Consider the following 21,229-nt stretch of genomic DNA (forward strand, 5'->3'; position numbering starts at 1 on the left):
TATATTAGTAATCATCCGCCGGCGGCAGCGACTCCAGCGCCTCTTTAGCCGAGCGTACATTTTCATTAACGGTATCTTTCACCACCTTGCCGTCGCGCAGCATGACCGTCCGGTTGCTGAAAGCAGCGATATCCGGCTCGTGGGTCACAAAAACGATGGTTTTACCCTCTTTGTTAAGGTCCTGCATCAGCGACATGATTTCGTAAGATGTGCGCGTATCCAGGTTACCTGTCGCTTCATCTGCGAGAATCATCACCGGCTGGTTGACCAACGCGCGGGCTATGGCCACCCGCTGCTGCTGTCCACCGGACAGCTGGCTGGGCGTATGGTCCAGCCGGTCGGCCAGTTTCACGGCTTCGAGAGCTTTGACAGCTTTATCCTTTCTCTCTGAGGCCGACAGGGAAGGGTTGTAGAACAAAGGCAGTTCTACATTCTCCAGTGCAGAAGTACGGGGCAACAGGTTATAAGCCTGAAATACAAACCCGATTTTCCGGTTGCGCAGCCGCGCCAGTTCATTACGTGAGAGATTACCGACATCCACGCCGTCCAGCAGGTAGTTGCCGGCCGTGGGTTTATCGAGGCAGCCGAGCAGGTTGAGCAGCGTGGTTTTACCCGAACCGCTGCTACCCATAATGGTCACGAACTCTCCGGCATGCACATCGAAGGAAACGCCTTTCAGTGCGCGGACGGTTTCCGTGCCCATGATAAACTCACGCTTTATCTGCTGAAGCTCGAGGATTTTGCTGTTCATCGCTTGCGCCCTCCTCCCATTCTGGGCAAGAACGGGCTTTTGTTACCAGCTGCCGCCGTGGGGCCGGTGCTGCCGTTGACGGCCGTCACCACTACATCCTGCGGCGTTAGTCCGTGTATGACTTCAATCTGTGTATTATCATTCAGGCCGGTACGGATATGTTTCTGCAACAGGGTATCCCCCCGCAGTACCCATACATAATTGGAAGACCCTACCCTTTGCACACTTTTGAACTTACCACTGGTGTCTGCGGGTGTGGTATGCCGTTGCTGCCGGCCAACAGCGCTCACGAGGACATAGTCTTTCAACAGCGTCGAATCCGGGCGGAATTTGAGGGCTTTCACCGGCAACAGTAACACACTGTCCTTTTCTGCGGTATAGATGGTCACATTGGCTGTCATGCCCGGTTTCAGCTTCATGGATTCATTGGATGCGTTGATGATCGTGTTATACGTTACCACATTTGACGATACAGAAGGCTGCAGCCGTATTTCCTGTACTTTGCCGGCAAACACATCTTCCAGGTAAGCGTCTACGGTGAAGGTTACACGCTGCGAGTCCTTCACATTACCGATGTCTGCCTCATCCACACTGGCTTCAACCTGCATCTTGGTGATATCTTTAGCGATCACAAACAAGGTAGGCGTATTGAAGCTGGCCGCCACTGTTTGCCCTACGCTAACGCTCCTGTTGAGCACAACACCATTAATTGGGGAGACGATATCCGTAAATGAAAGATTTTTCAAGGCCGATGCCAGCTGTGCATTCACACTGGCCACCTGTGCTTTGGCCTGTCCCAGTTGATTGTAGGCCACATCATAATCCGCTTTGGCGATGGCGCCTGTTTTATAGAGCAGCTCCTGCCGGTGGAAATTGTTGTTTTGATAATCCAGGTTGGACTGTGCCACCTGGAGGTTGGCCCGGAACTGGTCTACCTGCGCCTGGAACAGCACTTTGTCGAGTTCACCCAGCTTCTCTCCTTTTTTTACCTGTGAGTTAAAATCTACATACAGGTACTTCAGCGTACCGGATACCTGGGCGCCCACAGCAACGGTATCCACAGGCTGTATAGTGCCGGTGGCAGTAACGGTGGTGGCTATATGACCATAGGCAGGCTGGACGGTTTCAAACGCTATCTGCTGAGGCTTCTTCCTGATAAAAACAAACCAGATGACCAGCGCCACCAGCAGGATAACCGCCACGATGATAACCTTTTTATATTTTCTCATACGTCAATTGCATTTATAGTTTTACAGGTACGCCCCTGTAAAAATCATATATCCTGATTGTCAATGCCGCATTGTATTTAGCCTGTACATAAGCCTGAAACGCCTGTATGTACAGGTTTTTCTGTTGCAAAAAATCCACCATATTGGCCACGCCTACTTTCAGCTGTTCAGTGGCGATACGATAGCTTTCCGTTGCGTAACGCAGTTGTTCCACCGACGCGTCGTACTGGCCCTGCGCGTTCTGTACGTTGATATACGCCTGTTCCACTGTCTGCGACAGGTTAGTACGTGTATCCTTCAGCGTTAGTTTTGATTGATCTACTTCCAGTCTGGATTTCTCCACGTTGGTTTTATTAAGCCTGCGGGTGAATATGGGAACAGACAGTGTGAGGCCTATCTGTTGGTAGAAGTTATTATCCAGTTGTTTGAAGAAGTTGTTACCGGGGTCTCTGAGGTAAGAGCTGCCGAGCGCCCCGCCGGCGCTGAGCGTGGGCATGTACCCTGCGCGGGCTTTGGCCAAATCCAGCGATGATACGTTAACGCCCAGTTCTGCACTTTTCACTTCGGGCCTGTTGGCCAGCGCCGTGTCCTGCGCCTCCTGCAGCGGTACTACCAGGTGGCTGGACACCAGCGTGTCCGGCGAAAAGATATCAAAATCGTAGGAGCTGGGCAGTTGCAGTAATTGTTTGAGTGTCAGTTTATTGAGCCGGTGCTGATTTTCAGCTGTAACGAGGTTATAGCGGTCGGCCGCGAATTGCGATTGCAGCGAAGCGAGGTCCTTCAGTGCGATGCTTCCCACATCATACCGTTGTTGTGCTTGTTGCACCTGCGCTTCAGAGGTAGTAACGAGGTCTTTCACGTAGACGATATTCTCCCGAGCCAGCAGGATATTGAGATAAGCCTGTGTAATCTGGATGGTCATATCGTTGATCTGTTGCGCGATATTCAGATCAGCTACCTGCATCAGCAGTCCTTTTTGTTTGATGTCGTAGTTGAGAACGCCGCCCTGGTACAGGGTGACATTGGAATTAACGGAGTAGTTGCCTGAAAATGCGCCCTCGTACGGCCTGCTGCCGCTGGCGGTGAGGGTTTTACTGCCGGTGAGGGTTTGGGATGCCGAACCGGTAAGGTTGGGCAACTTGGCCGCTTTTGACAACAAGAGGTCCTGCTCGCTGCTCATCCGGCTCAGCCGCAGGCTGTTCAACCGGATATTGTTTTGCATGGCGTAATTCAGACAATCCTGTAAAATCCAGATAGCCGGCAGCGACGTTTGAGTGCTATCCTGGGCTATCAGCGGATTGTTGCAATACGTCCAGAGGGACAGACATAACAAAGTAACAAACCGCCGGGGAAATTTCATCGTGTAATCATTGCTGTTAGTAATAGCTAATGACAGATACGGGGTTAAATAGTCATCCTAATATACCGAAAAAAAACGAAGACCCGGGTGAAAAATACCCGGGCCTTCGTTTTTTCATTCGTTATACTCAATCCTACTATCTTTTATTAAATGGCATTTTTGAAGGTGGTATTCACCCTGCCGCTGCCCTCAGGAGGCCCTTGTTGCCAATCTTCGTCATATCTCACGAAGAAGGCCATCCAGATGGTCCTGGACCAGCGCATCAGCACGGGTTGGAGGCTCAGCAGCAACAGACCGTTGAATCCCAGCCACCAGTAAATGCTGTTATCATATATGGAGAAGCCGATAAACAGCCACCAGGCGATGAGGCTGGCCACACATATAGCAACAGAGAGGGCGTAGCTCACATAACCGGTACCGTAGTAAAACCCTACTTCCACTTCCACCTGCTGACCGCATACCGGGCATTTTTCCGGCATTTTCATACAGTTTTTAAGGTCATACGGATTTTTGCTGAGGAAGATAGAACCCCTTCTGCAGCGTGCACATTTGTTGGTGAATACGCTTTTGAAAATGTTCGGTTTCTCATGATTTTTATCTGCACACATATATTGAAGCTTTTATTGTCAGGAAATATTCTTCCGGAATTCTTCCGGGGTTACTCCTTCATATTTTTTAAAAAATTTCGTGAAGTAGGAATTATCGCCAAAGCTCAGCTGGTAAGCGATTGTAGAGATGCTGGTATCTACATTGATCAACAACCTTTTCGCTTCCAACAGCACCCGGTCGCGGATAATTTCCCCGGCCGATTTGCCCAGCATATGCCGGCAGAAAGCGTTGAGATAATTGGGTGTTACATACAGCAGCGCCGCATAATCTTTCGGCAATCTCAGCTGCATATAGTGCTGTTCCACCAGTTTGCGGAAATTGCGCAGCAGCACGTAGTTATGTGGCGGTTCCTGCGGGGCGTCACCGTTGCGTGTTACCCGGCTTACTTTCACAAACATCTCCAGCATAAGGAGCCGTAACATATCATGACTATAGGCTTCAGTGCCGTCCATTTCCAGCAGCATTTTTTCAAACAATGCCACCACGCGGGGCCGGGCTTCTTCCGGCAATGTCACCACACCTTCCGCACTTACACCGCTGAAAAACGGGAAACGCTCCACATAACCGGCATCCTGCAAGAAAGCGTTAAAGAAACCAGCCGCCACGTTCACCACATATCCTTCAATCTGTCCTTCAAAAAACCAGCTGTGCACCTGCCCGGGGACCATGAAATACAATTGGCCGGGTTTCACCGGGAAACGCTCAAAATCGATCGTATGGGAACCTTTACCACTGGTAAAAAATGCCAGATGGTAAAAAGAATGCCGGTGTGGGAATTTGATGTCCGGATGTGCTGCCAGGTAATCAGTAAATCTTGCTACCAGAATGTCTTCTGAAGCGGGTTTACCCATTCCCAGCGAGCAGATGTCATATGTATGGATATGTGCCTTTGACATGATATCACAAAGGTACAGGGCGGGTGGGGAAATTGATTGTGTTATATGGGGCTTCAATGGTACTTTTTACCTATTCTGTATATTTGCGGGTTTTTTATCATATAAAAATCCCGGGGGAACATCAATTAAGAAACCCAGGGTTAAAACCCTGGGCTACGATGTTGTTCAGGCATGTTTAAGGGGTACGGTTTAATATTGACGCCCTGACACTATTAATAAATAACAAGAGCCGTGTAATATCGTAGGATGGGCTAAGATGTTATACAGGCATGTTTTAGCGTACGGTTTAATATTGAAACCCTCAACTGTTAATAACGAAATATACTGATAAACATGCCTGAACAACATCGTAGCCCAGGGCTTCAGCCCTGGGACTGCGGATTATTTCACGTATTTCATCAGCCAGTTATCCATTTCCCACAGCATATGCAGGATGCTTTCCTTAGCGGCATAACCATGGCTTTCCTGCGGAAGGAACACCAGGCGGGCGGTACCGCCATTGCCTTTAAGGGCATTATACAGCCTTTCGCTCTGAATAGGGAAAGTGCCGGAGTTATTGTCTGCTTCACCATGGATCATGAGGATGGGCGCTTTCAGCTTATCAGCATAAGAAAACGGAGACATTTTATAGTACACGTCAGGCGCCTGCCAGTAGGTACGTTGTTCGTTCTGGAAACCAAAAGGCGTCAGTGTACGGTTGTAGGCGCCGCTCCGGGCGATACCCGCTTTAAACAGGTTCGTATGTGCCAGCAGGTTAGCCGTCATAAACGCGCCATAGGAGTGCCCACCCACAGCGATACGGTCTTTATCGCCAACACCCATGCTGGTGATTTTATCCACTGCCGCTTCAGCATTCATGACCAGCTGGTCTATGAAGTTGTCATTCGGTTCTTTATCCCCTTCCCCTACGATCGGCATTTCGGTGGCATCCATTACAGCGAAGCCGCGGGTAACCCAGAAAATGGGGGAACCATAAGTCACCCGGGTGAATTTATACGCAGAACCTCTTACCTGTGCTGCATCGGAAGCTGATTTGTACTCACGCGGATAAGCCCACATCAGTACCGGTAAACGGCCGTCTTTAGCGGCATCGTAGCCTTTAGGCAGGTACAGCATGGCGGTGAGGTCTACACCGTCTTTACGTTTGTATTTCAGCAGTTGTTTCTGCACTCCTTCCAGTAATGGCTGCGGGTGCGGGAAATTCGTCAGCACAATGGCGGCTGATTTCTTTTTCAGATTCTGCAGGTAATAGTTCACCGGTGCTGACGCTGATTCGCGTGCGACTATAATCAGTTGTTTAGCCGGGTCCACCACTTCGGCCACCTGTTCGTAATAAGGGGCCTGGGAACGCCACAGGATATTCTGTTTACCGTTTTTCAGGCTGAAGCTGGAGAGAAACGGACGGTCACCTTCAGGAGAGGCACCAGGCGCAATCATCAGCAGCTCATTAGCCGGAGACAGGTACAGAACGGACCTGCTATACTGGTTTTTCACCATAACCGGATCTCCGGGGTCGTTGTACCGGTCATTTTCAGAACGATCAATGATCACCACGGGGTCCTGTCCGGGATGAGACGGATCAATACGGCTTACTTTGACAGTCTGTTTGGAGCTGTTGCCTTCTGCTACCAAAGCCAGTTGACTGTTGCCCCAGGTGAGGCCATTGAAGCGGTCTTTGGTTTTCACCAGTTCTACCGGTGCAGCAGTGAATGGAGCTTCGAGGGTGTTTACCACATCGCGGAAAGGCACTTCTTTTTTAGGATCGCCGCCATCGAGGGCCTGTATCCAGCAGATAGTGGCCGGAGCGTCGTTACGCCATTGATAGCCGCGAGGGTAGTTGCTGGTAGCATCGAAGCCTTTCGGGCGTACTTCATCCAGCGGATTTTTGGCGAGTTGTTTCACCACAGCGCCCTGAAGGTCCCAGATGCTGATCTCTGAAGGGAAGCGGCCGGCTCCCACGAGATAAGAATATGGGCGGCTCAGCTGATGTACCAGTAAATATTGTTTATCAGGAGATGGAGCGATATCAGTATACACCACAGGTTTACCAATGACTTTTTCCCCGGCGGCGCCGATGATCACAGGCTCCGACTGGAAATAGTAGTCGAACAGTTTTTCATCGTAGGGATTTTTCAGCATATCCTGGTAGGTGGCAGCAGGAGCGGCTTTACCGGATGTCTGCTGTACGGTGGGACCTTCCGGCGCGAGCGGTTTTTCCGGTGCGGCGCCAATGCCCGCAGGCACAGACAGTACCAGGATGCGGTCTTCATCAATCCAGCGGAAAGCACCGCCGAACGTGTCATTCAGGCGACGGGAGCTGATTTGTTTAGCTTCACCGGTAGCTACATCTGCTTTCCAGAGGGTGATAGCATTGTTTGTGGTAACGGTGAAAGCGAAGCTCTTTTTCAGCGGAGACCAGGTAACGTTGCCGATACGGGCGCCGGCAGGCACGCCTGTCACGGCATATTCCCGCTTGCCGGTTATTTCTTTGATACGGATACCCGTTACATAGCTGGCGCGGCTGGGGCCAAAATTGGCAGGATTGATACGGTAGCCGGCCAACCGGTATTCCGGCTGCGACAGTTCTTCGATGGTAGGGAATCCGGTGCGGTCCATGATGAGCATCATGTCTCCCCTGCTAAAGTTGACAGCAGGAGAAGGTGCGGCCATGGCCAGCTCCATAATGCTTTGTGCAGGCATCTGGTATTTCAGCGCATCCTGTGCATAGGCACGGAAAGTGATGAACACCGATAGTGTTAGTACTAATTTTCTCATACAGCAGTTTGATTCTGAAAAAATGAATCCGGCCAAAATAGTACATTATTCCGGTTATCTGAAGGGTGTTATTTAAGCGGTAAGGCGTTTACCGCTTCAGGGTACCGAAGAGGCGGTCCCATATGCTGGTATAGAAACCATAGTTGTAATGCTCCTGCCGGTGATGATCGTGGTGGAAGGTGGAGGTGCCGAGGTATTTTAATACCGGCCATTGCCGCATATTTTCAGGCAGGGGCTCTATACCGAGATGGCCTGTCATACCGAAGATCACGTTGATGACAAGATAGATCAGGATGCCATACAGGTTCATGTTGAACGGCAGCAGCACCAGCAGCCAGAGGATGCCGAAGCTGAGTGTTTCCAGCGGATGCAATACAAACAAATCGATCGGTACCGGGTCTGTTGCTTCATGATGCAGGCGGTGCAGCAACCGGTATAAAAATGTTTGATGGATCAGGTAATGGAAAATGTACATGAGCAGGTCCATGATGAGGAACAGTGCCAGTGCGTCTGTGAGTATGCGCCATGACGCCGTTTCATGGATGCGGATATATTCGTGTTCCCACAACCAGTACCCTGCAAAAGTGACCACGGTATTGAGCAGGGTGGTGATGATACAAATGCGCCATTGATGGCGGGTATAGTCGAACACCTGCCGGATGGGGCGGTGCAGCAGGTAGTTGCCCCAGGCCAGTACGCCGAGAACGATTAGGGCATTTTCTATCAAAAAGAAAAACCACAGTTGCCAGTCAGGCGTATCATTTAAGTATTTTATCATTTGGATATTTTATCATTGGATTTACGGATTTTGAAATTTTGAAATTTTTAGGTTTCCGTATACATAGTTGCTGAATAAAACAACATTATAAACCTGTTATTAGCTATTCTAAATTTCAAAATCAAAAAATTACCAAATCCGTAAATCCAATAACCAAATAATAAAATTACCAAATAAGCAAATCTTTTGTTACCTTTGCAAACATCTGATGATATGATGAATACAGGATCAGCACCATTAAAGCGTCAAAATCTCGCTGAAGAAGTGGCCGACAGGCTGCAAGAGTTGATATTCAGCGGTAAATATACCACCGGGCAGCGGCTGCCGACGGAACCAGAGCTCATGCAACAATTTGGCGTGGGCCGCTCGAGTATACGCGAGGCGGTGAAGATATTGGCCAACAAAGGTCTGGTGAAGGTACAACAAGGGCTTGGCACTTTTGTCATATCACAGATCGGTGGCGGAGAACCGCTGGGCCAGCGGCTGCAGCGGGCAGACTTTGAGGAGCTGAACGAAGTAAGGTTGCTGCTGGAAGTAAAAATTGCTGAAAGGGCTGCTATCCACCGCAACAACAAGGATATAGAGAAGATGAAAGGTTTTCTGAAGAAACGTTTCACCACTGCTACGGCCAATGAGCTGGAGCCTTGTATCCAGGCGGATATCAACTTCCACACTGCGATTGCGGAAGCATCCAAAAACGAGATCATGCTGGACCTCTACAGGACGGTGGCTACTCACCTGAAAGCATCGTTTGTAGCGCGTTACAGCAATACCGACTCGTTTGTGGAATCACAATCGCTGCACGATGCATTGCTGCAAAGCATCGTTGACAAAGACGCAAAGAAGGCGTTGCTCTGGGCCACTAAAATCAGTACTCAAAGCAAGTAGCCTGTGAGGCTACGATGTCAGTATCAGCAGCCATAAATTTTTTTACCCTTAAACATCAGATGATCTGACCTTCAAACAAGAAACCATGACCACTATTACACAGGAAGCTCCTACATCGGCTTCTCAACAAGTAGCACAGCAGACGGTTTTTCCCATACTGATCGCGCTCAGCTTCACGCATCTGCTGAATGACACGTTACAGTCACTGATACCGGCCATTTATCCATTGGTGAGAAACACCATGAAGCTGAATTTTACCCAGATAGGACTGATCACGCTTACCTTCCAGCTGTCAGCTTCTATCCTGCAGCCGCTGGTGGGCCTGTTCACTGATAAAAAGCCGCAGCCTTTTTCACTGGCGGTAGGCATGGCCTTCACCCTGATAGGGCTGGTCAGCCTTTCCATGGCCAATACTCTCCCGATGCTGCTGGTCTCCGTAGCCCTGGTAGGCATTGGTTCTTCCGTATTCCATCCGGAAGCGTCCCGCCTGGCGCATATGGCCTCCGGCGGTAAACACGGCATGGCGCAGTCTTTATTCCAGGTAGGCGGTAACGCTGGCAGTTCACTGGGCCCATTGCTGGCCGCTGCGATCATTGTGCCGTTTGGACAGTTCCATGTGATCTGGTTTTCTGTGCTGGCGCTGATCGCCATTTTTGTGATGATCTATATCGGTAACTGGTTCAAAGGCAATACCCACCGGATAAAACCGAAGAAAGCCGTTCAGCAGCTGCAACAACAAACCCTGCCTCCTGCGCGGGTAGTCATCTCGCTGGGCATCCTGCTGATGCTGATTTTCTCCAAGTATTTCTACATGGCCAGTATGACCAACTACTATACCTTCTACCTGATGGACCGTTTCGGCGTATCTATTCAGAGTTCACAGGTATACCTGTTCATCTTCCTGTTCTCCGTTGCCGCCGGCACTTTCTTCGGAGGCCCGGTGGGCGACCGTATCGGGCGGAAGTACGTTATCTGGATATCCATCCTGGGTGCAGCACCGTTTGCGCTGTTGCTGCCTTATGCCAATCTGTTCTGGACCGCCGTATTGAGTGTATTCATTGGCGTTATCCTCTCCTCCGCCTTCTCAGCTATCCTGGTGTATGCACAGGAACTGGTGCCCGGCAAAGTGGGTATGATTGCCGGCCTCTTTTTCGGTCTGGCCTTTGGTATGGCCGGTGTGGCTTCCGCCCTGCTGGGCAAACTGGCCGATGCCACCAGTATCGGGTACGTATACCAGGTTTGCTCCTATCTTCCTTTGATAGGGCTCCTGACAGGTTTCCTGCCTAACCTGGAGAAGAAAGAAAAACAATAACTTTGATTCGATTTTTTGATTTTTTGATTTTCGATTTTGAGAATTACTAAATCTCAAAATCGAAAATCAAAAAATTAAAAATCTATTCAGCATGTGGAAAGGTATTCTGCTGGTGCTGCTGGGCGCCTGCAGCTTTGGAATTTTATCGACGATCGTTAAACTGGGCTACCATGAGGGCTTTACCCTCGGAGAGCTATGCAGCGTGCAGGCCGGCTTTGGAATGCTGGCGTTATGGGTGCTTCACTTTTTATCAGGCCGCACTACCTATGGACTGAAGAACAGGGAGGCCCGTACCTGTTTTATTCTGGGCAGTTCTACCGGCCTCGTCAGCATCACCTATTATCAAAGTGTACAATATATCCCGGCCAGTATCGCCATTATACTGCTGATGCAGTTTACCTGGATGAGCATGCTGGCGGAATGGCTTATTTATAAAAAGCGGCCCACCGCTATTCAGTGGGTGGCAGTGGCCTTTATCCTGGGTGGCACCCTGTTGGCCGGCGGGCTGTTTAACAACAACGGTCTTCACCTCGACTGGCGGGGCATCGGGTTTGGCGTGCTGGCAGCGCTCTTCTATACCACCTTCATCGTGGTCAGCGGCCGTGTGGGGCATTCCCTCACACCGGTACTGAAGAGCGCCTGGATCGTTACCGGCGCTTTCCTGATCATCACGCTGCTGTTCCCACCGGTTTACCTGTGGAATGGCCGGTTCTCCACCACCACCCTCTGGATGTGGGGTATTCCGCTGGCGCTTTTCGGGACGGTATTGCCGCCATTCCTGTTTTCCAAGGGGATGCCACAAACGGGCATATCACTGGGCGCCATCCTCAGCGCCGCAGAGCTGCCGGTAGCTACTATTGCGGCCACCCTGTTCCTGCACGAGATGGTCACCCCGGTACAGATAACCGGCGTTTTCATCATCCTGGCGGCCATTGTGGCGGCCAATCTGAAAAAACCGAAAGTGGTCCAGCCTAAAAGCGAACTATTAAACCCATGAGGTGTTTTTTTTATTTATCTTTGCCCCCGCTATTAGAAACAAGTGACTTACGAACAGTTTTTTCATGAAAGCATTTAACTTTTTTATTCTATATCGTTTCCCGATCGGGATCGTGTTATTGGTAGCCGGCATCGCCCTCGGGTTGTCGGTAGGATGGTGGGAAGCGACCGTTGTGCTGCTGATCGCCGTTATCTGTATTGTAACGCACCTCCTGTTTGGCCCGATGCGGATGGTACAGGAAGCTGTGGAAGCCGGTGATATAGACCGCGCCACTGCACTCATGAACAAAGTGAAGTTCCCTAAACTGCTGTATAAACCTATCCGTTCTGTATACTACTTCATGCAAAGCAACATGGCGATGTACAGCAACGACCTGGATAAAGCCGAAGCCACTATCCGCCAGAGCATCGAGTCCGGCAGCCCGATGAAGGAATACGAAGGCATGCAGTACTTCCAGCTGGGTACCATCGCTTACCAGAAGAACGACCTGAAAACTGCTGACCAGAACCTGAAGAAAGCCGTGCGCATGGGTTTACCTGACAAGGAAAATACCGCTGCCGCCCTGCTGACCCTGGCCTCCATTGCGATGAGCCGCCGTGACTTCAAATCTGCTAAAGAATACTTCCGCAGAGCCAAGGCGCAAAAGCCCACTACTGCCCAGATCGTCAGCCAGATCAAGGAAATGGACAAATACATCTCCAGGATGCCTGGTTGATCTGACAATCATATTTAAAAAGCAGGGCCGGATGACATATCATCCGGCCCTGCTTTTTTTATCTTGTGCATAGTGCCGAATTCGTAATTTCGCCCCTTATGAACTTGAAACTTTACACACTCCCCCTCCTCTTCTCTTTACCCTTTTCCGCTACAGCACAGGATTCTGTGCCCCGGATCAGCCAGTTGAACGAGGTTTCTGTCACAGCCACCAAAGGTCCGCAAAAAGCCAGTGAAACCGGTAAGGTAGTCACCATCCTTACCCACGAGTACCTGGAGAAAAACAGCGGTAAAACGATTGCCGCCATTCTTAGTCAACAAGCCGGTATTACCATCAACGGTGCCCAGAACAACCGGGGCACGGTGCCGGAAGTATATATGCGGGGCGCCTCCAACGGCAACGCCCTGATACTGGTAGATGGCCTGCCGGTGAGCGACGCCTCCCAGATAGCCAATTCCTTTGATCTCAACTTCATTTCTCCCGAACTGGTAGAGCGGATTGAAATCCTCCGCGGCAGCCAGTCCACCCTCTACGGCTCCAATGCCGTGGCCGGCGTGATCAATATCATCACCCGGAAAAACAGCGATAAAAAATTCGGTGTAACTGCCAATACCAGCTATGGCAGCTACAACAGCTTCCTGGGTAACGTCAGTGCCTATGGCAATGCCGGCAAGTTCTCTTACCTGCTGGGTTACAAATACGAAACATCCGATGGCCTTTCCGACGCCCACGACTCTACCAGCAAAGCCGGTTTCGATAAAGACGGCTTCCGGCAGCACAGCGTATTCGCCAAACTGGGCCTGCAAGCCACTTCCCGCTGGCGGCTCCAGTACCTGTTCAACTACAGCGACTACCGCCACGATCTTGACGAAGGCGCTTTTATCGATGACCGTGACTATACCGGCAAATCCAACAACCTGCTCAATGGGTTCAGCAGCGAATACCAGTTCAAAAATGGCAGCTGGCATGTGCTGTACAACTATCAGCGCACCAAACGCCATATCCTGAATGATTCAGGGTACGTTGCTCCCAGCGGCTTCAGTAAGTATGATCTGTCTGACTTCACCTCCAATATCCACCAGGTAGAGAGCTATGTGAACTGGAATGCCTCTCATATCGTACGACTGGTAGCCGGCGGCGCCTTCTCTTCGGCCAATATGGACCAGTTCAACCAGCGTTTGGGCCAGCCCGCTCCCTGGGACCTCAATCCGCAGATGGAATTCACCCACTTGTCTGATGACAGCACCCATGCCCGTCAGACCAGCGTGTATGCCTCCCTGTTACTGCATAACCTGGGCGGATTTAACCTGGAAGCAGGTGGCCGTTTTAATCACCATAATATCTATGGTAACAATCAAACCTTCACCTTTAACCCTTCCTATCTCATTCGTCAAAATCATAAAGTATTTATTAATATATCATCTGGGTATAAAATACCTTCCCTGTACCAGTTGTACACATCGATATATGGCAATAAAGACCTGAAGCCGGAGTCCACTATCAGCTATGAAGCCGGTTATCAGGCTACCGTGGCTGACCAGGCGCTGGATTTCCGGGTGACTGGCTTTGCCCGTCGTACCAAGGACCTGATCCTCTTTACCAGCAACTATGTGAATGCCGACAAACAGTGGGCTTACGGTGCTGAGGTGGAGGCCGACTGGCACATTACCCGTCAGCTGGACCTGAACGTCAACTATGCTTATACCGATGGTCGTTTGCACACCAGCAAGGAAGGGAAAGATACCTCTTGGTATAATTTGTACAGGATTCCCAAACACGCGGTGAATGCGACTTTAGGCTACCAGGTAACCCGTGCCCTGTATACCAGTGCCTCCTTCCGGTATACCGGAGAGCGCTACCAGGGAACGAAGCCTATGGGAGATTATTACACCCTGGACCTCTATGGTGAGTATAAATTTGGTAACTTGCTGAAAATTTATGCCGGGTTCCGAAATATTACCAATTATGAGTATTTTGATATCCTTGGCTATAATTCCCGCCGGTTTAACTGTAACGCCGGTGTTGTGTTGAATTTGTAAACATTAAAACCAACATAATGTCTTTAAAAAATCTTAATCCCCGGTTTGGTATACTGCTGCTGTTTATGCTGGTAGCGGGTATTATACGAGTAGTGTTGGGAGCTGATCAGTCTACTCTCCAACCGATCGCCATGTTTACACCTGTAGGCGCGATGGCACTGTTTGGCGGAGCTGCATTCTCCGAAAAATGGAAATCCTATGCTTTTCCGTTGCTGACCTTATTCCTCAGTGATGTTATCCTGATGCAGGTATTTCACCGGGAATATGCGCAGGGCCTGCTGTACAAAGGCTGGGCTGCCAACTACATCAGCTTTGTTTTCATTGTGCTGATCGGCCAGCTGGTGATCCGCAAGATGAGCGTTGGCCGTATCGCTGTTGCTGCGGTAGCAGGCGCACTGGTACACTTCCTGGTATCCAACTTCGGCGTATGGGTAAGCGGTTCCACTGATATCACCACTGGTTTGCCATTTACCAGAGACATGGCAGGCCTGACCAAATGCTATATCCTGGCTATTCCTTTCATGAAGTATTTCCTGGTAGGGACTCTGGTATACAGCGCTATTTTCTTCGGCAGCTATGCCATCGTAGAACGTAAGCTGCGTCTGGCTCACTAAAATATTTCCTCACTTTTTGATTTAGAGATTTAATTATTGTTATAGAGCACCGGTTGTTTTTATAGAGATAAAAATAACCAGCACTATAGCAGTAGCTAAATCTCTAAATATTTAGACCCAACAAACAATCGTACCATGCGTAGATTTACATGCCGTTTGCAACAGCTCTTTCTCCTGGCAGCAGCTGCATTGCTGACTTTTTCCGCCTGTCAGAAAGATAATGTGGCAGAAGTGGTCATCCCTGTTATCAGCAACCCCGGACTCAAAGATGGTAAAGACACCATTGCCGTTGGTGATACCCGCGTATTACGTCCCCAGCTCATTAACGCCAAAGAGCCTACTTTCCTCTGGCTGGTAAACGGGGTAACCGCAGGCACCGATTCCATCTATACCTTTAAGCCTACCGCTTCCGGCGACTATACGATCTCCTTCAAGGTAAGCGCAGGCAACAGCCTTAACTCCTATTTCTACCGTATTAAAGTAATAGACAAGTATGACAACGGTTTTTTCATTCTTAATGAAGGCTGGTTTGGTCATGCAAATGCAGACGTGAACTTTTACCGCTACGGAGATGATACCCTGTACCAGAACATCTTCCAGCGGGAGAACCCTGGTAAAAAGCTGGGCACCACTGCAGACTATGGCGTTATTTTCAATAACCGGATTTATATGGTATCCAAAGATGCTCCGATGGTAGCTGCCGATGCCCATTCCATGAAAGAGCTGGGCCGTACCGCGCAGCCGCCAGCCTCTGCTAACGCATTCTGTCCCGTTAACAACAGCACCGGCCTGCTTTCCACCACGGATGGCGTTTATCCGGTAGATCTCGGATCACTCGCCATCGGCGCCAAAATTGCCGGTATCACCGGCCAGGTGGGCGGTATGGTGAAAGCCGGCAACTATGTATTTGTGATGTCCGAGTCAGCCGGTATCGTGGTACTCAATGCCAATAACTTCAGCATTGCGGCCACACTGGTAAAAGCAGACATCGGACTGGCCGTCACTCCGGACGGTACTGTCTGGGCAGGCCAGGGCCAGAACCTCTATGCTATCAATTCCACTACGCTGGCGGTTAACACCACCGCACTGCCCTTCCCGGTATATGGCGCATGGGGAGCCTGGAACGCGACAATGATCACTGCTTCCACCATTGAAAATGCCGTATTCATTGCCAAAACCAAGGACTGGGGCATCAATGGTAAAGAAATCTATAAATACCAGCCCGGTAATGCTGCTTCCCTGCAGACACCTTTCATTACCTTACCGGCAGACAGAGAGCTGTATGGCGCCGGTTTCCGGTATAACCCGGCCAACAACACCCTGGTGGCTACCGGCGTAGAACCCGGCTATGGCACCCACTTTGAAAAGAACACCCTCTTTATCTATAACGCCACTTCCGGCGCTGTAGTGAAGAGCATTCCATACACCGGCTACTTCTTCCCGGCTATTCCCGTATTCAATAACTAATTAAACAGCACGCGCTGTACATGACGAATGCCGTCATGTACAGCGCGTTTTCTTTTTATCATGATCACACTCGTTACAGGTGGCGCCCGTTCCGGTAAAAGCCGGTATGCACAAGATCAGGCACTGGCCTCCGGCCAGCCACCGGTATATGTGGCCACCGCCAAAATATGGGACGAGGATTTTGCAGCACGTATCCGGCGGCATCAGTCAGAGCGCGGCCCTTCCTGGACTAACTACGAAGAAGAGCTGTATGTAAGCCGGCTGCCGCTGGCAGGACACACCGTGGTGATAGACTGTGTAACGCTATGGCTCACTAATTTTTTTACGCTCCACGATTATGACATTGACAAAGCACTGGCATCGCTGCAAGCGGAGATCGACGCGCTGCGGGAGCTACCGGGGCATTTCCTCATTGTAACCAATGAACTGGGTATGGGACTGCATGCCGAAACAGCCGTTGGCCGTAAATTCACAGACCTTCAGGGCTGGGCCAACCAATACATTGCACGTATAGCCGACACCGTCGTACTAATGGTTTCCGGTATTCCGGTTGTAATAAAGAAAAGAGACCTATAAAATATAACATGATGCAGATTGTCGTCTCCCCTTTGTCCGAAGAGCTGAAAGCAGCCTTACAGGACAAGATCGATCAGAAAACAAAACCGCCCGGTTCCCTGGGCAGGCTGGAACAACTGGCATTACAGGCCGGGTTGATCCAAAACAGCCTTACACCCGAATTACGTCACCCCCACCTTATTGTTTTTGCCGGCGACCATGGCATTGCCGCTGAGGGACTGGTAAATCCTTTTCCACAGGCCGTTACCGCGCAGATGGTCTATAACTTCTTGCAGGGCGGCGCCGCCATCAATGTGTTCTGCCGGCAGCACCAGTTGCAGCTGACTGTAGTTGATGCCGGCGTTAATCACGAGTTTCCGGCCCACCCGCTGCTGCATGACCGTAAGATTGCCTGTGGTACGCAGAATTACCTGCATGGCCCTGCCATGTCACCGGACCAGTGCCGGTTGGCCATGGCCGCCGGCGCCGAGGAAGTGAAGCTGGCCCATGACGCTGGTTGCAATATCATCGGTTTCGGTGAAATGGGTATCGGCAACACCTCCTCCGCAGCTTTGCTCATGAGCCATTTTACCGGCATATCCATTGCCGACTGCGTAGGCACCGGTACCGGCAGCAATGCCCAGCAGCTGACACAGAAAAAAGCCGTACTGCAACAGGTGCTCGCCCATCATCTGAAACCACCCACTCCGGAGCTGGCACTGGCCACCTATGGCGGCTTTGAAATTGCCATGATCACCGGCGCCATCATACAGGCTGCCGCCTTAAAAATGATGGTGGTGATCGACGGGTTTATTGTTTCATCCGCGCTGCTCGCCGCCGTAGCCATGCAACCTGCCGTAAAAGACTATTGTGTGTTTGCGCATTGCTCAGAAGAAAAAGGCCACAAGGCCATGTTACAGTTCCTCGGCGTAAAACCACTGCTGGAGCTGGATATGCGCCTCGGTGAAGGTACCGGCGCCGCCATGGCTATTCCTGTAATCCAAAGCGCTGTACTTTTTCTCCGCGAAATGGCCAGCTTTAACAGCGCCCAGGTTTCAAACCGTACGATATGAGAAAACAGTGGCAGCTCTTGCTAACCGCCATCATGTTTTACACACGTATACCCGTTACCGTTAGCGCGCCATATAGTTCGGAAATGCTCAATAAAGCCACCCGTTACCTGCCGCTGGTAGGCTGGATCACTGGCAGCTTTATGCTGGCCGTGCTATATGCTTTCGGCGATATTGCTCCCCGGCTGGTAGCGGTCTTGTTGTCTATTATCATCAGCATCTGGGTAACCGGCGCTTTTCATGAAGATGGTTTTGCCGATATGTGTGATGGTTTCGGCGGCGGCTGGACGAAAGAAAAGATACTGGAAATCATGAAAGACAGCCGCATCGGTACCTATGGCATGTTGGGGCTGTTACTGCTGATGACCATGAAATATATCTGCCTGATACCGCTCACGCTCAACAAAGTGATGCTGGCGGTGATCATTGCGCAGCCGTTGAGCCGTTTTGTGGCCGTCAGCATTATTTATACCCATCAGTATGTCAGGGAAAATGAAGACAGCAAGGCCAAGCCTGTATCTAAAGGTATTCTGCTACCGGACCTGATACTGGCAGGCGCTTTCGGGCTGTTGCCCCTGCTTGCGGTGATTGCTTTCACCGGTAATTATGCCCTGCTGCTCATACTGCCGGCGCTGTTCCTGGTACGCTGGTACATGGCCCGCCTGATGAGCAAATGGATTGGTGGTTATACCGGTGACTGCCTCGGGGCGGTACAACAGGTTTCCGAAACAGTCATATATTTGTGCTTTTGCATTCTCGCATGGAAATATACCTCATAAGACATACTACGCCCGCTATCGAAAGCGGCATCTGTTACGGTTTTTCAGATATTGACGTAGCCGATACTTTTGAAACCGAAGCTGCTGCTGTAAAGGCTAAACTGCCGGAAGGCACTTTCGACGTGTATAGCAGCCCGTTACAACGCTGCCATAAACTGGCTACCACGCTCTTTGGCAACGATGTCATTACCGACGAACGACTGAAAGAAATGAATTTCGGCGCCTGGGAAATGCTGGCCTGGGAAGCCATTGGCAAGGAAGAACTGCAAACCTGGGCCGATGATTTTGTGCAGGCGAAAGTACCGCAGGGCGAAAGTTATGAAGAGCTTTATATCCGCACGATGGCGGTGGTAGAAGAAATCATTGAAAAAGGTAATGATGCGGTGCTGGTCACACACGGCGGAGTCATCCGCTCAATTCTGGCCCACGCCACTAATACACCCCTTGTCGACTCCTTCGATCTGAAGGTCCAATATGGTCGAATTTCACAACTACAAGTAGAGAACGGAGATATAAAAGTTATTTTTTATAATTCGTAATATATTGTATTTATGAGAATTAGATTAAAATTCTCAAATATATCGGCAAAAGTCGAAAAAACTCTGATTTCGTGCTAACTTTATGTCTGGAATCGCCGTATATTAAAAGCACACCATAAAAAACAGTTTATAATGGCAACATCACTTTTGAATATTCCGTTTTTGTTTCTGCAGGAAATCGGTATCAAAGAATTACTGCTGATCGCACTGGTAGTTCTCCTCTTGTTTGGTGGTAAAAAGATACCTGAGTTAATGCGTGGTTTGGGTAGTGGCATACGTGAGTTCAAAGATGCCAAAGATGAACCCAAAAAAGACTCTAAAGAAGCGCCTAAGGCATAAATACGTGAATAATAAAGCTATTAAAAAAGCGAAACTGAAATATTCGGTTTCGCTTTTTTTTATTAGTTCACCATCCCTAGTTTGAGGCTGTCACCGTTATACTTTTTTTTGAAATACCAGGAAGACACCACCATCATCACAATTCCCGTGACACATACGCCTAACACGGCATCTCCAAAAAACTGGCTCCATGACAGGGGCAGATGACTGGCATTTTTGAACAACATCACGCCCACGCTACCCAGGTATCCAAAGGAATCAGCCACATACATGATAAAACCCACATTGCTGGCGTATTTAAACACCGCTATCAGCCGCTCAAAGAAAATACAGTTGAAAGGAATGTATCCCATATATAATCCCAATCCCGTCAGTGTCATCCACCATACAGGGTCCAGGCGGTGCTGCCGGAAAGCCATCGTGCTCACGAGCGCTATCAGGAACCCGGAAATCACGATCAGATGATTCAGCATAAATGCCTGATAGTTGTTCTTCACAAAAACCAGCATTCCCATAATGGCAATAATGGCAACAGACACGGGTATTTCAGTACGGGTAAAGATGCCGGTGTCTGCACCATAACCCAGGTCTTTCCAGATGTCGGCAGCGAAGTTGTCACGCATGTCGCGCAGCACGGTCAGCAATACATAGCTGCCAATCAACAGCACCAGGCCAGGCAGAAATGTCTGTAAAAAACGCTTGCGCTCCTGCTTGTTCATGGGCACTCTTTTCGTGCGCATCTGCACGTCTTCCGCACCTGGCGGCGGTATCTGCTCCAGCAGCAGGATGAAAATGAGAATAGGCACGAGAAACAATAATCCCGTTACAAAAGGCATCCAGGATTCCGATACATGCCAGGATATGATGGTCATCTTACCGGCGGATTTCACAAAGCCGGAAGAAAAAATAAAACTGATGGATAATACAGCCCCCATAAACTCCGTGCTACGCCTGCCTTCCAGGTAACTGAACACCAGCCCCCAGATCATGCCCAGCGGAAAACCATTGATAAAGAGGAAGGCTATATTAAACGGCGCCGGCACCAGGGCAAAGCCCAGCAATGCCACCCACGAAATCAGGATCAGCGTAATGATATACTGTGCCCGGTTGCTGCCCTTCATTTCCGCAATAAAACGGATGCCGTAAAACTTACTGCAGGCATACCCAATCGTTTGACTGATCACGAGCCAGATCTTATAGTCAACCCCTAAAAAGGAAAGCCCTTCAAATATGCCTGCCGTAAACGGTTTCCGGAAAGCATACATGCAGGAATAGGTCCCGAAGGCCACCAGCGCAGCGTACAAAGACAAAACAACATTCGGCGCCCGCTCCAGCCGCTTCTGTATCCAGGGAATAGTCAGCATTTCCATTCAATATTTGGGTCAAAGGTGCCTATCCAATGTAAACTAATTGTTAAGCAATACTGAACTAATTGTTAAGTATTACTAAATAATGGTATAGTACGGCTGGCATAAAAAAAGCCCGGACGGGAAATCCGTCCGGGCCATCAGGCTTTA

General features: G+C 49.9%; 20 protein-coding genes. 12 read left to right on the forward strand and 8 right to left on the reverse strand.

Translation table 11 applies throughout. The annotated features are described in order from the left end of the window. Positions 1 to 4: 4 nt before the first annotated feature. From HHL17_RS01155 to HHL17_RS01185, 7 genes are all read right to left on the reverse strand, one after another. Positions 5 to 751, reverse strand: coding sequence for an ABC transporter ATP-binding protein (locus HHL17_RS01155; RefSeq protein WP_206155885.1), 747 nt, complete (start codon positions 749 to 751; stop codon positions 5 to 7). Further along, a complete protein-coding gene (locus HHL17_RS01160; RefSeq protein ID WP_169222982.1) occupies positions 748 to 1,980 on the reverse strand; it encodes an efflux RND transporter periplasmic adaptor subunit in 1,233 nt (410 codons plus the stop codon). Before HHL17_RS01160 ends, HHL17_RS01155 begins: the two co-directional genes overlap by 4 nt. 13 nt (positions 1,981 to 1,993) lie before the next feature. Next, positions 1,994 to 3,340, reverse strand: a complete 1,347-nt coding sequence (locus HHL17_RS01165) for a TolC family protein (protein WP_169222983.1) — start codon at positions 3,338 to 3,340, stop codon at positions 1,994 to 1,996. Positions 3,341 to 3,486: 146 nt separating this feature from the next. Next, positions 3,487 to 3,825, reverse strand: coding sequence for a hypothetical protein (locus HHL17_RS01170; RefSeq protein WP_317166498.1), 339 nt, complete (start codon positions 3,823 to 3,825; stop codon positions 3,487 to 3,489). A gap of 141 nt (positions 3,826 to 3,966) precedes the next feature. Continuing rightward, the gene (locus HHL17_RS01175; protein ID WP_169222985.1) at positions 3,967 to 4,845 is read right to left on the reverse strand and encodes an AraC family transcriptional regulator; all 879 of its coding nucleotides are present in this window, start codon (positions 4,843 to 4,845) and stop codon (positions 3,967 to 3,969) included. A gap of 381 nt (positions 4,846 to 5,226) precedes the next feature. After that, positions 5,227 to 7,620 (reverse strand): alpha/beta hydrolase family protein, encoded by a 2,394-nt coding sequence (locus HHL17_RS01180; RefSeq protein WP_169222986.1) that lies wholly within the window; start codon positions 7,618 to 7,620, stop codon positions 5,227 to 5,229. An 88-nt stretch (positions 7,621 to 7,708) separates the two neighbouring features. Next, a complete protein-coding gene (locus HHL17_RS01185) occupies positions 7,709 to 8,398 on the reverse strand; it encodes a sterol desaturase family protein (RefSeq protein WP_169222987.1) in 690 nt (229 codons plus the stop codon). A gap of 213 nt (positions 8,399 to 8,611) precedes the next feature. Between HHL17_RS01185 and HHL17_RS01190 the strand changes: the two genes are divergently transcribed. The 12 genes from HHL17_RS01190 (at position 8,612) to HHL17_RS01245 (ending at position 19,712) form a co-directional block, all read left to right on the forward strand. After that, positions 8,612 to 9,286, forward strand: a complete 675-nt coding sequence (locus tag HHL17_RS01190) for a FadR/GntR family transcriptional regulator (RefSeq protein WP_169222988.1) — start codon at positions 8,612 to 8,614, stop codon at positions 9,284 to 9,286. An 85-nt stretch (positions 9,287 to 9,371) separates the two neighbouring features. Beyond that, positions 9,372 to 10,598, forward strand: a complete 1,227-nt coding sequence (locus HHL17_RS01195) for an MFS transporter (RefSeq protein WP_169222989.1) — start codon at positions 9,372 to 9,374, stop codon at positions 10,596 to 10,598. Between the two features lie 91 nt (positions 10,599 to 10,689). Then, a complete protein-coding gene (locus tag HHL17_RS01200) occupies positions 10,690 to 11,595 on the forward strand; it encodes an EamA family transporter (protein ID WP_169222990.1) in 906 nt (301 codons plus the stop codon). A gap of 64 nt (positions 11,596 to 11,659) precedes the next feature. After that, on the forward strand, positions 11,660 to 12,310 hold the full coding sequence (locus HHL17_RS01205; RefSeq protein WP_169222991.1) for a tetratricopeptide repeat protein: 651 nt from the start codon (positions 11,660 to 11,662) through the stop codon (positions 12,308 to 12,310). A gap of 98 nt (positions 12,311 to 12,408) precedes the next feature. After that, positions 12,409 to 14,349 carry a TonB-dependent receptor gene (locus tag HHL17_RS01210; RefSeq protein ID WP_169222992.1) on the forward strand — a complete coding sequence of 647 codons (1,941 nt, stop codon included), beginning with the start codon at positions 12,409 to 12,411 and terminating at the stop codon, positions 14,347 to 14,349. A 17-nt stretch (positions 14,350 to 14,366) separates the two neighbouring features. Next, complete coding sequence (locus HHL17_RS01215) at positions 14,367 to 14,963, forward strand: DUF6580 family putative transport protein (protein WP_169222993.1); 597 nt, start codon at positions 14,367 to 14,369, stop codon at positions 14,961 to 14,963. 135 nt (positions 14,964 to 15,098) lie between these two features. Further along, positions 15,099 to 16,430, forward strand: coding sequence for a DUF5074 domain-containing protein (locus HHL17_RS01220; protein WP_169222994.1), 1,332 nt, complete (start codon positions 15,099 to 15,101; stop codon positions 16,428 to 16,430). Positions 16,431 to 16,490: 60 nt separating this feature from the next. Next, positions 16,491 to 17,006 (forward strand): bifunctional adenosylcobinamide kinase/adenosylcobinamide-phosphate guanylyltransferase, encoded by a 516-nt coding sequence (locus HHL17_RS01225; RefSeq protein WP_169222995.1) that lies wholly within the window; start codon positions 16,491 to 16,493, stop codon positions 17,004 to 17,006. A gap of 8 nt (positions 17,007 to 17,014) precedes the next feature. Continuing rightward, positions 17,015 to 18,058 carry a nicotinate-nucleotide--dimethylbenzimidazole phosphoribosyltransferase gene (gene cobT / locus HHL17_RS01230; protein ID WP_169222996.1) on the forward strand — a complete coding sequence of 348 codons (1,044 nt, stop codon included), beginning with the start codon at positions 17,015 to 17,017 and terminating at the stop codon, positions 18,056 to 18,058. Further along, complete coding sequence (locus tag HHL17_RS01235; protein WP_169222997.1) at positions 18,055 to 18,834, forward strand: adenosylcobinamide-GDP ribazoletransferase; 780 nt, start codon at positions 18,055 to 18,057, stop codon at positions 18,832 to 18,834. Before cobT ends, HHL17_RS01235 begins: the two co-directional genes overlap by 4 nt. Next, on the forward strand, positions 18,816 to 19,373 hold the full coding sequence (gene cobC, locus HHL17_RS01240; protein ID WP_169222998.1) for an alpha-ribazole phosphatase: 558 nt from the start codon (positions 18,816 to 18,818) through the stop codon (positions 19,371 to 19,373). The genes HHL17_RS01235 and cobC overlap by 19 nt, the downstream gene beginning before the upstream one ends. A gap of 132 nt (positions 19,374 to 19,505) precedes the next feature. After that, positions 19,506 to 19,712, forward strand: a complete 207-nt coding sequence (locus HHL17_RS01245) for a Sec-independent protein translocase subunit TatA/TatB (RefSeq protein ID WP_169222999.1) — start codon at positions 19,506 to 19,508, stop codon at positions 19,710 to 19,712. Positions 19,713 to 19,774: 62 nt separating this feature from the next. On the opposite strand, the gene HHL17_RS01250 is transcribed toward HHL17_RS01245, so the two are convergent. Then, the gene (locus HHL17_RS01250; protein WP_169223000.1) at positions 19,775 to 21,076 is read right to left on the reverse strand and encodes a DUF5690 family protein; all 1,302 of its coding nucleotides are present in this window, start codon (positions 21,074 to 21,076) and stop codon (positions 19,775 to 19,777) included. Between the last annotated feature and the right edge of the window lie 153 nt (positions 21,077 to 21,229).

Origin of the sequence: Chitinophaga fulva, from assembly GCF_012927205.1 — a bacterium.
Taxonomy (GTDB): Bacteria; Bacteroidota; Bacteroidia; order Chitinophagales; family Chitinophagaceae; genus Chitinophaga; species Chitinophaga fulva.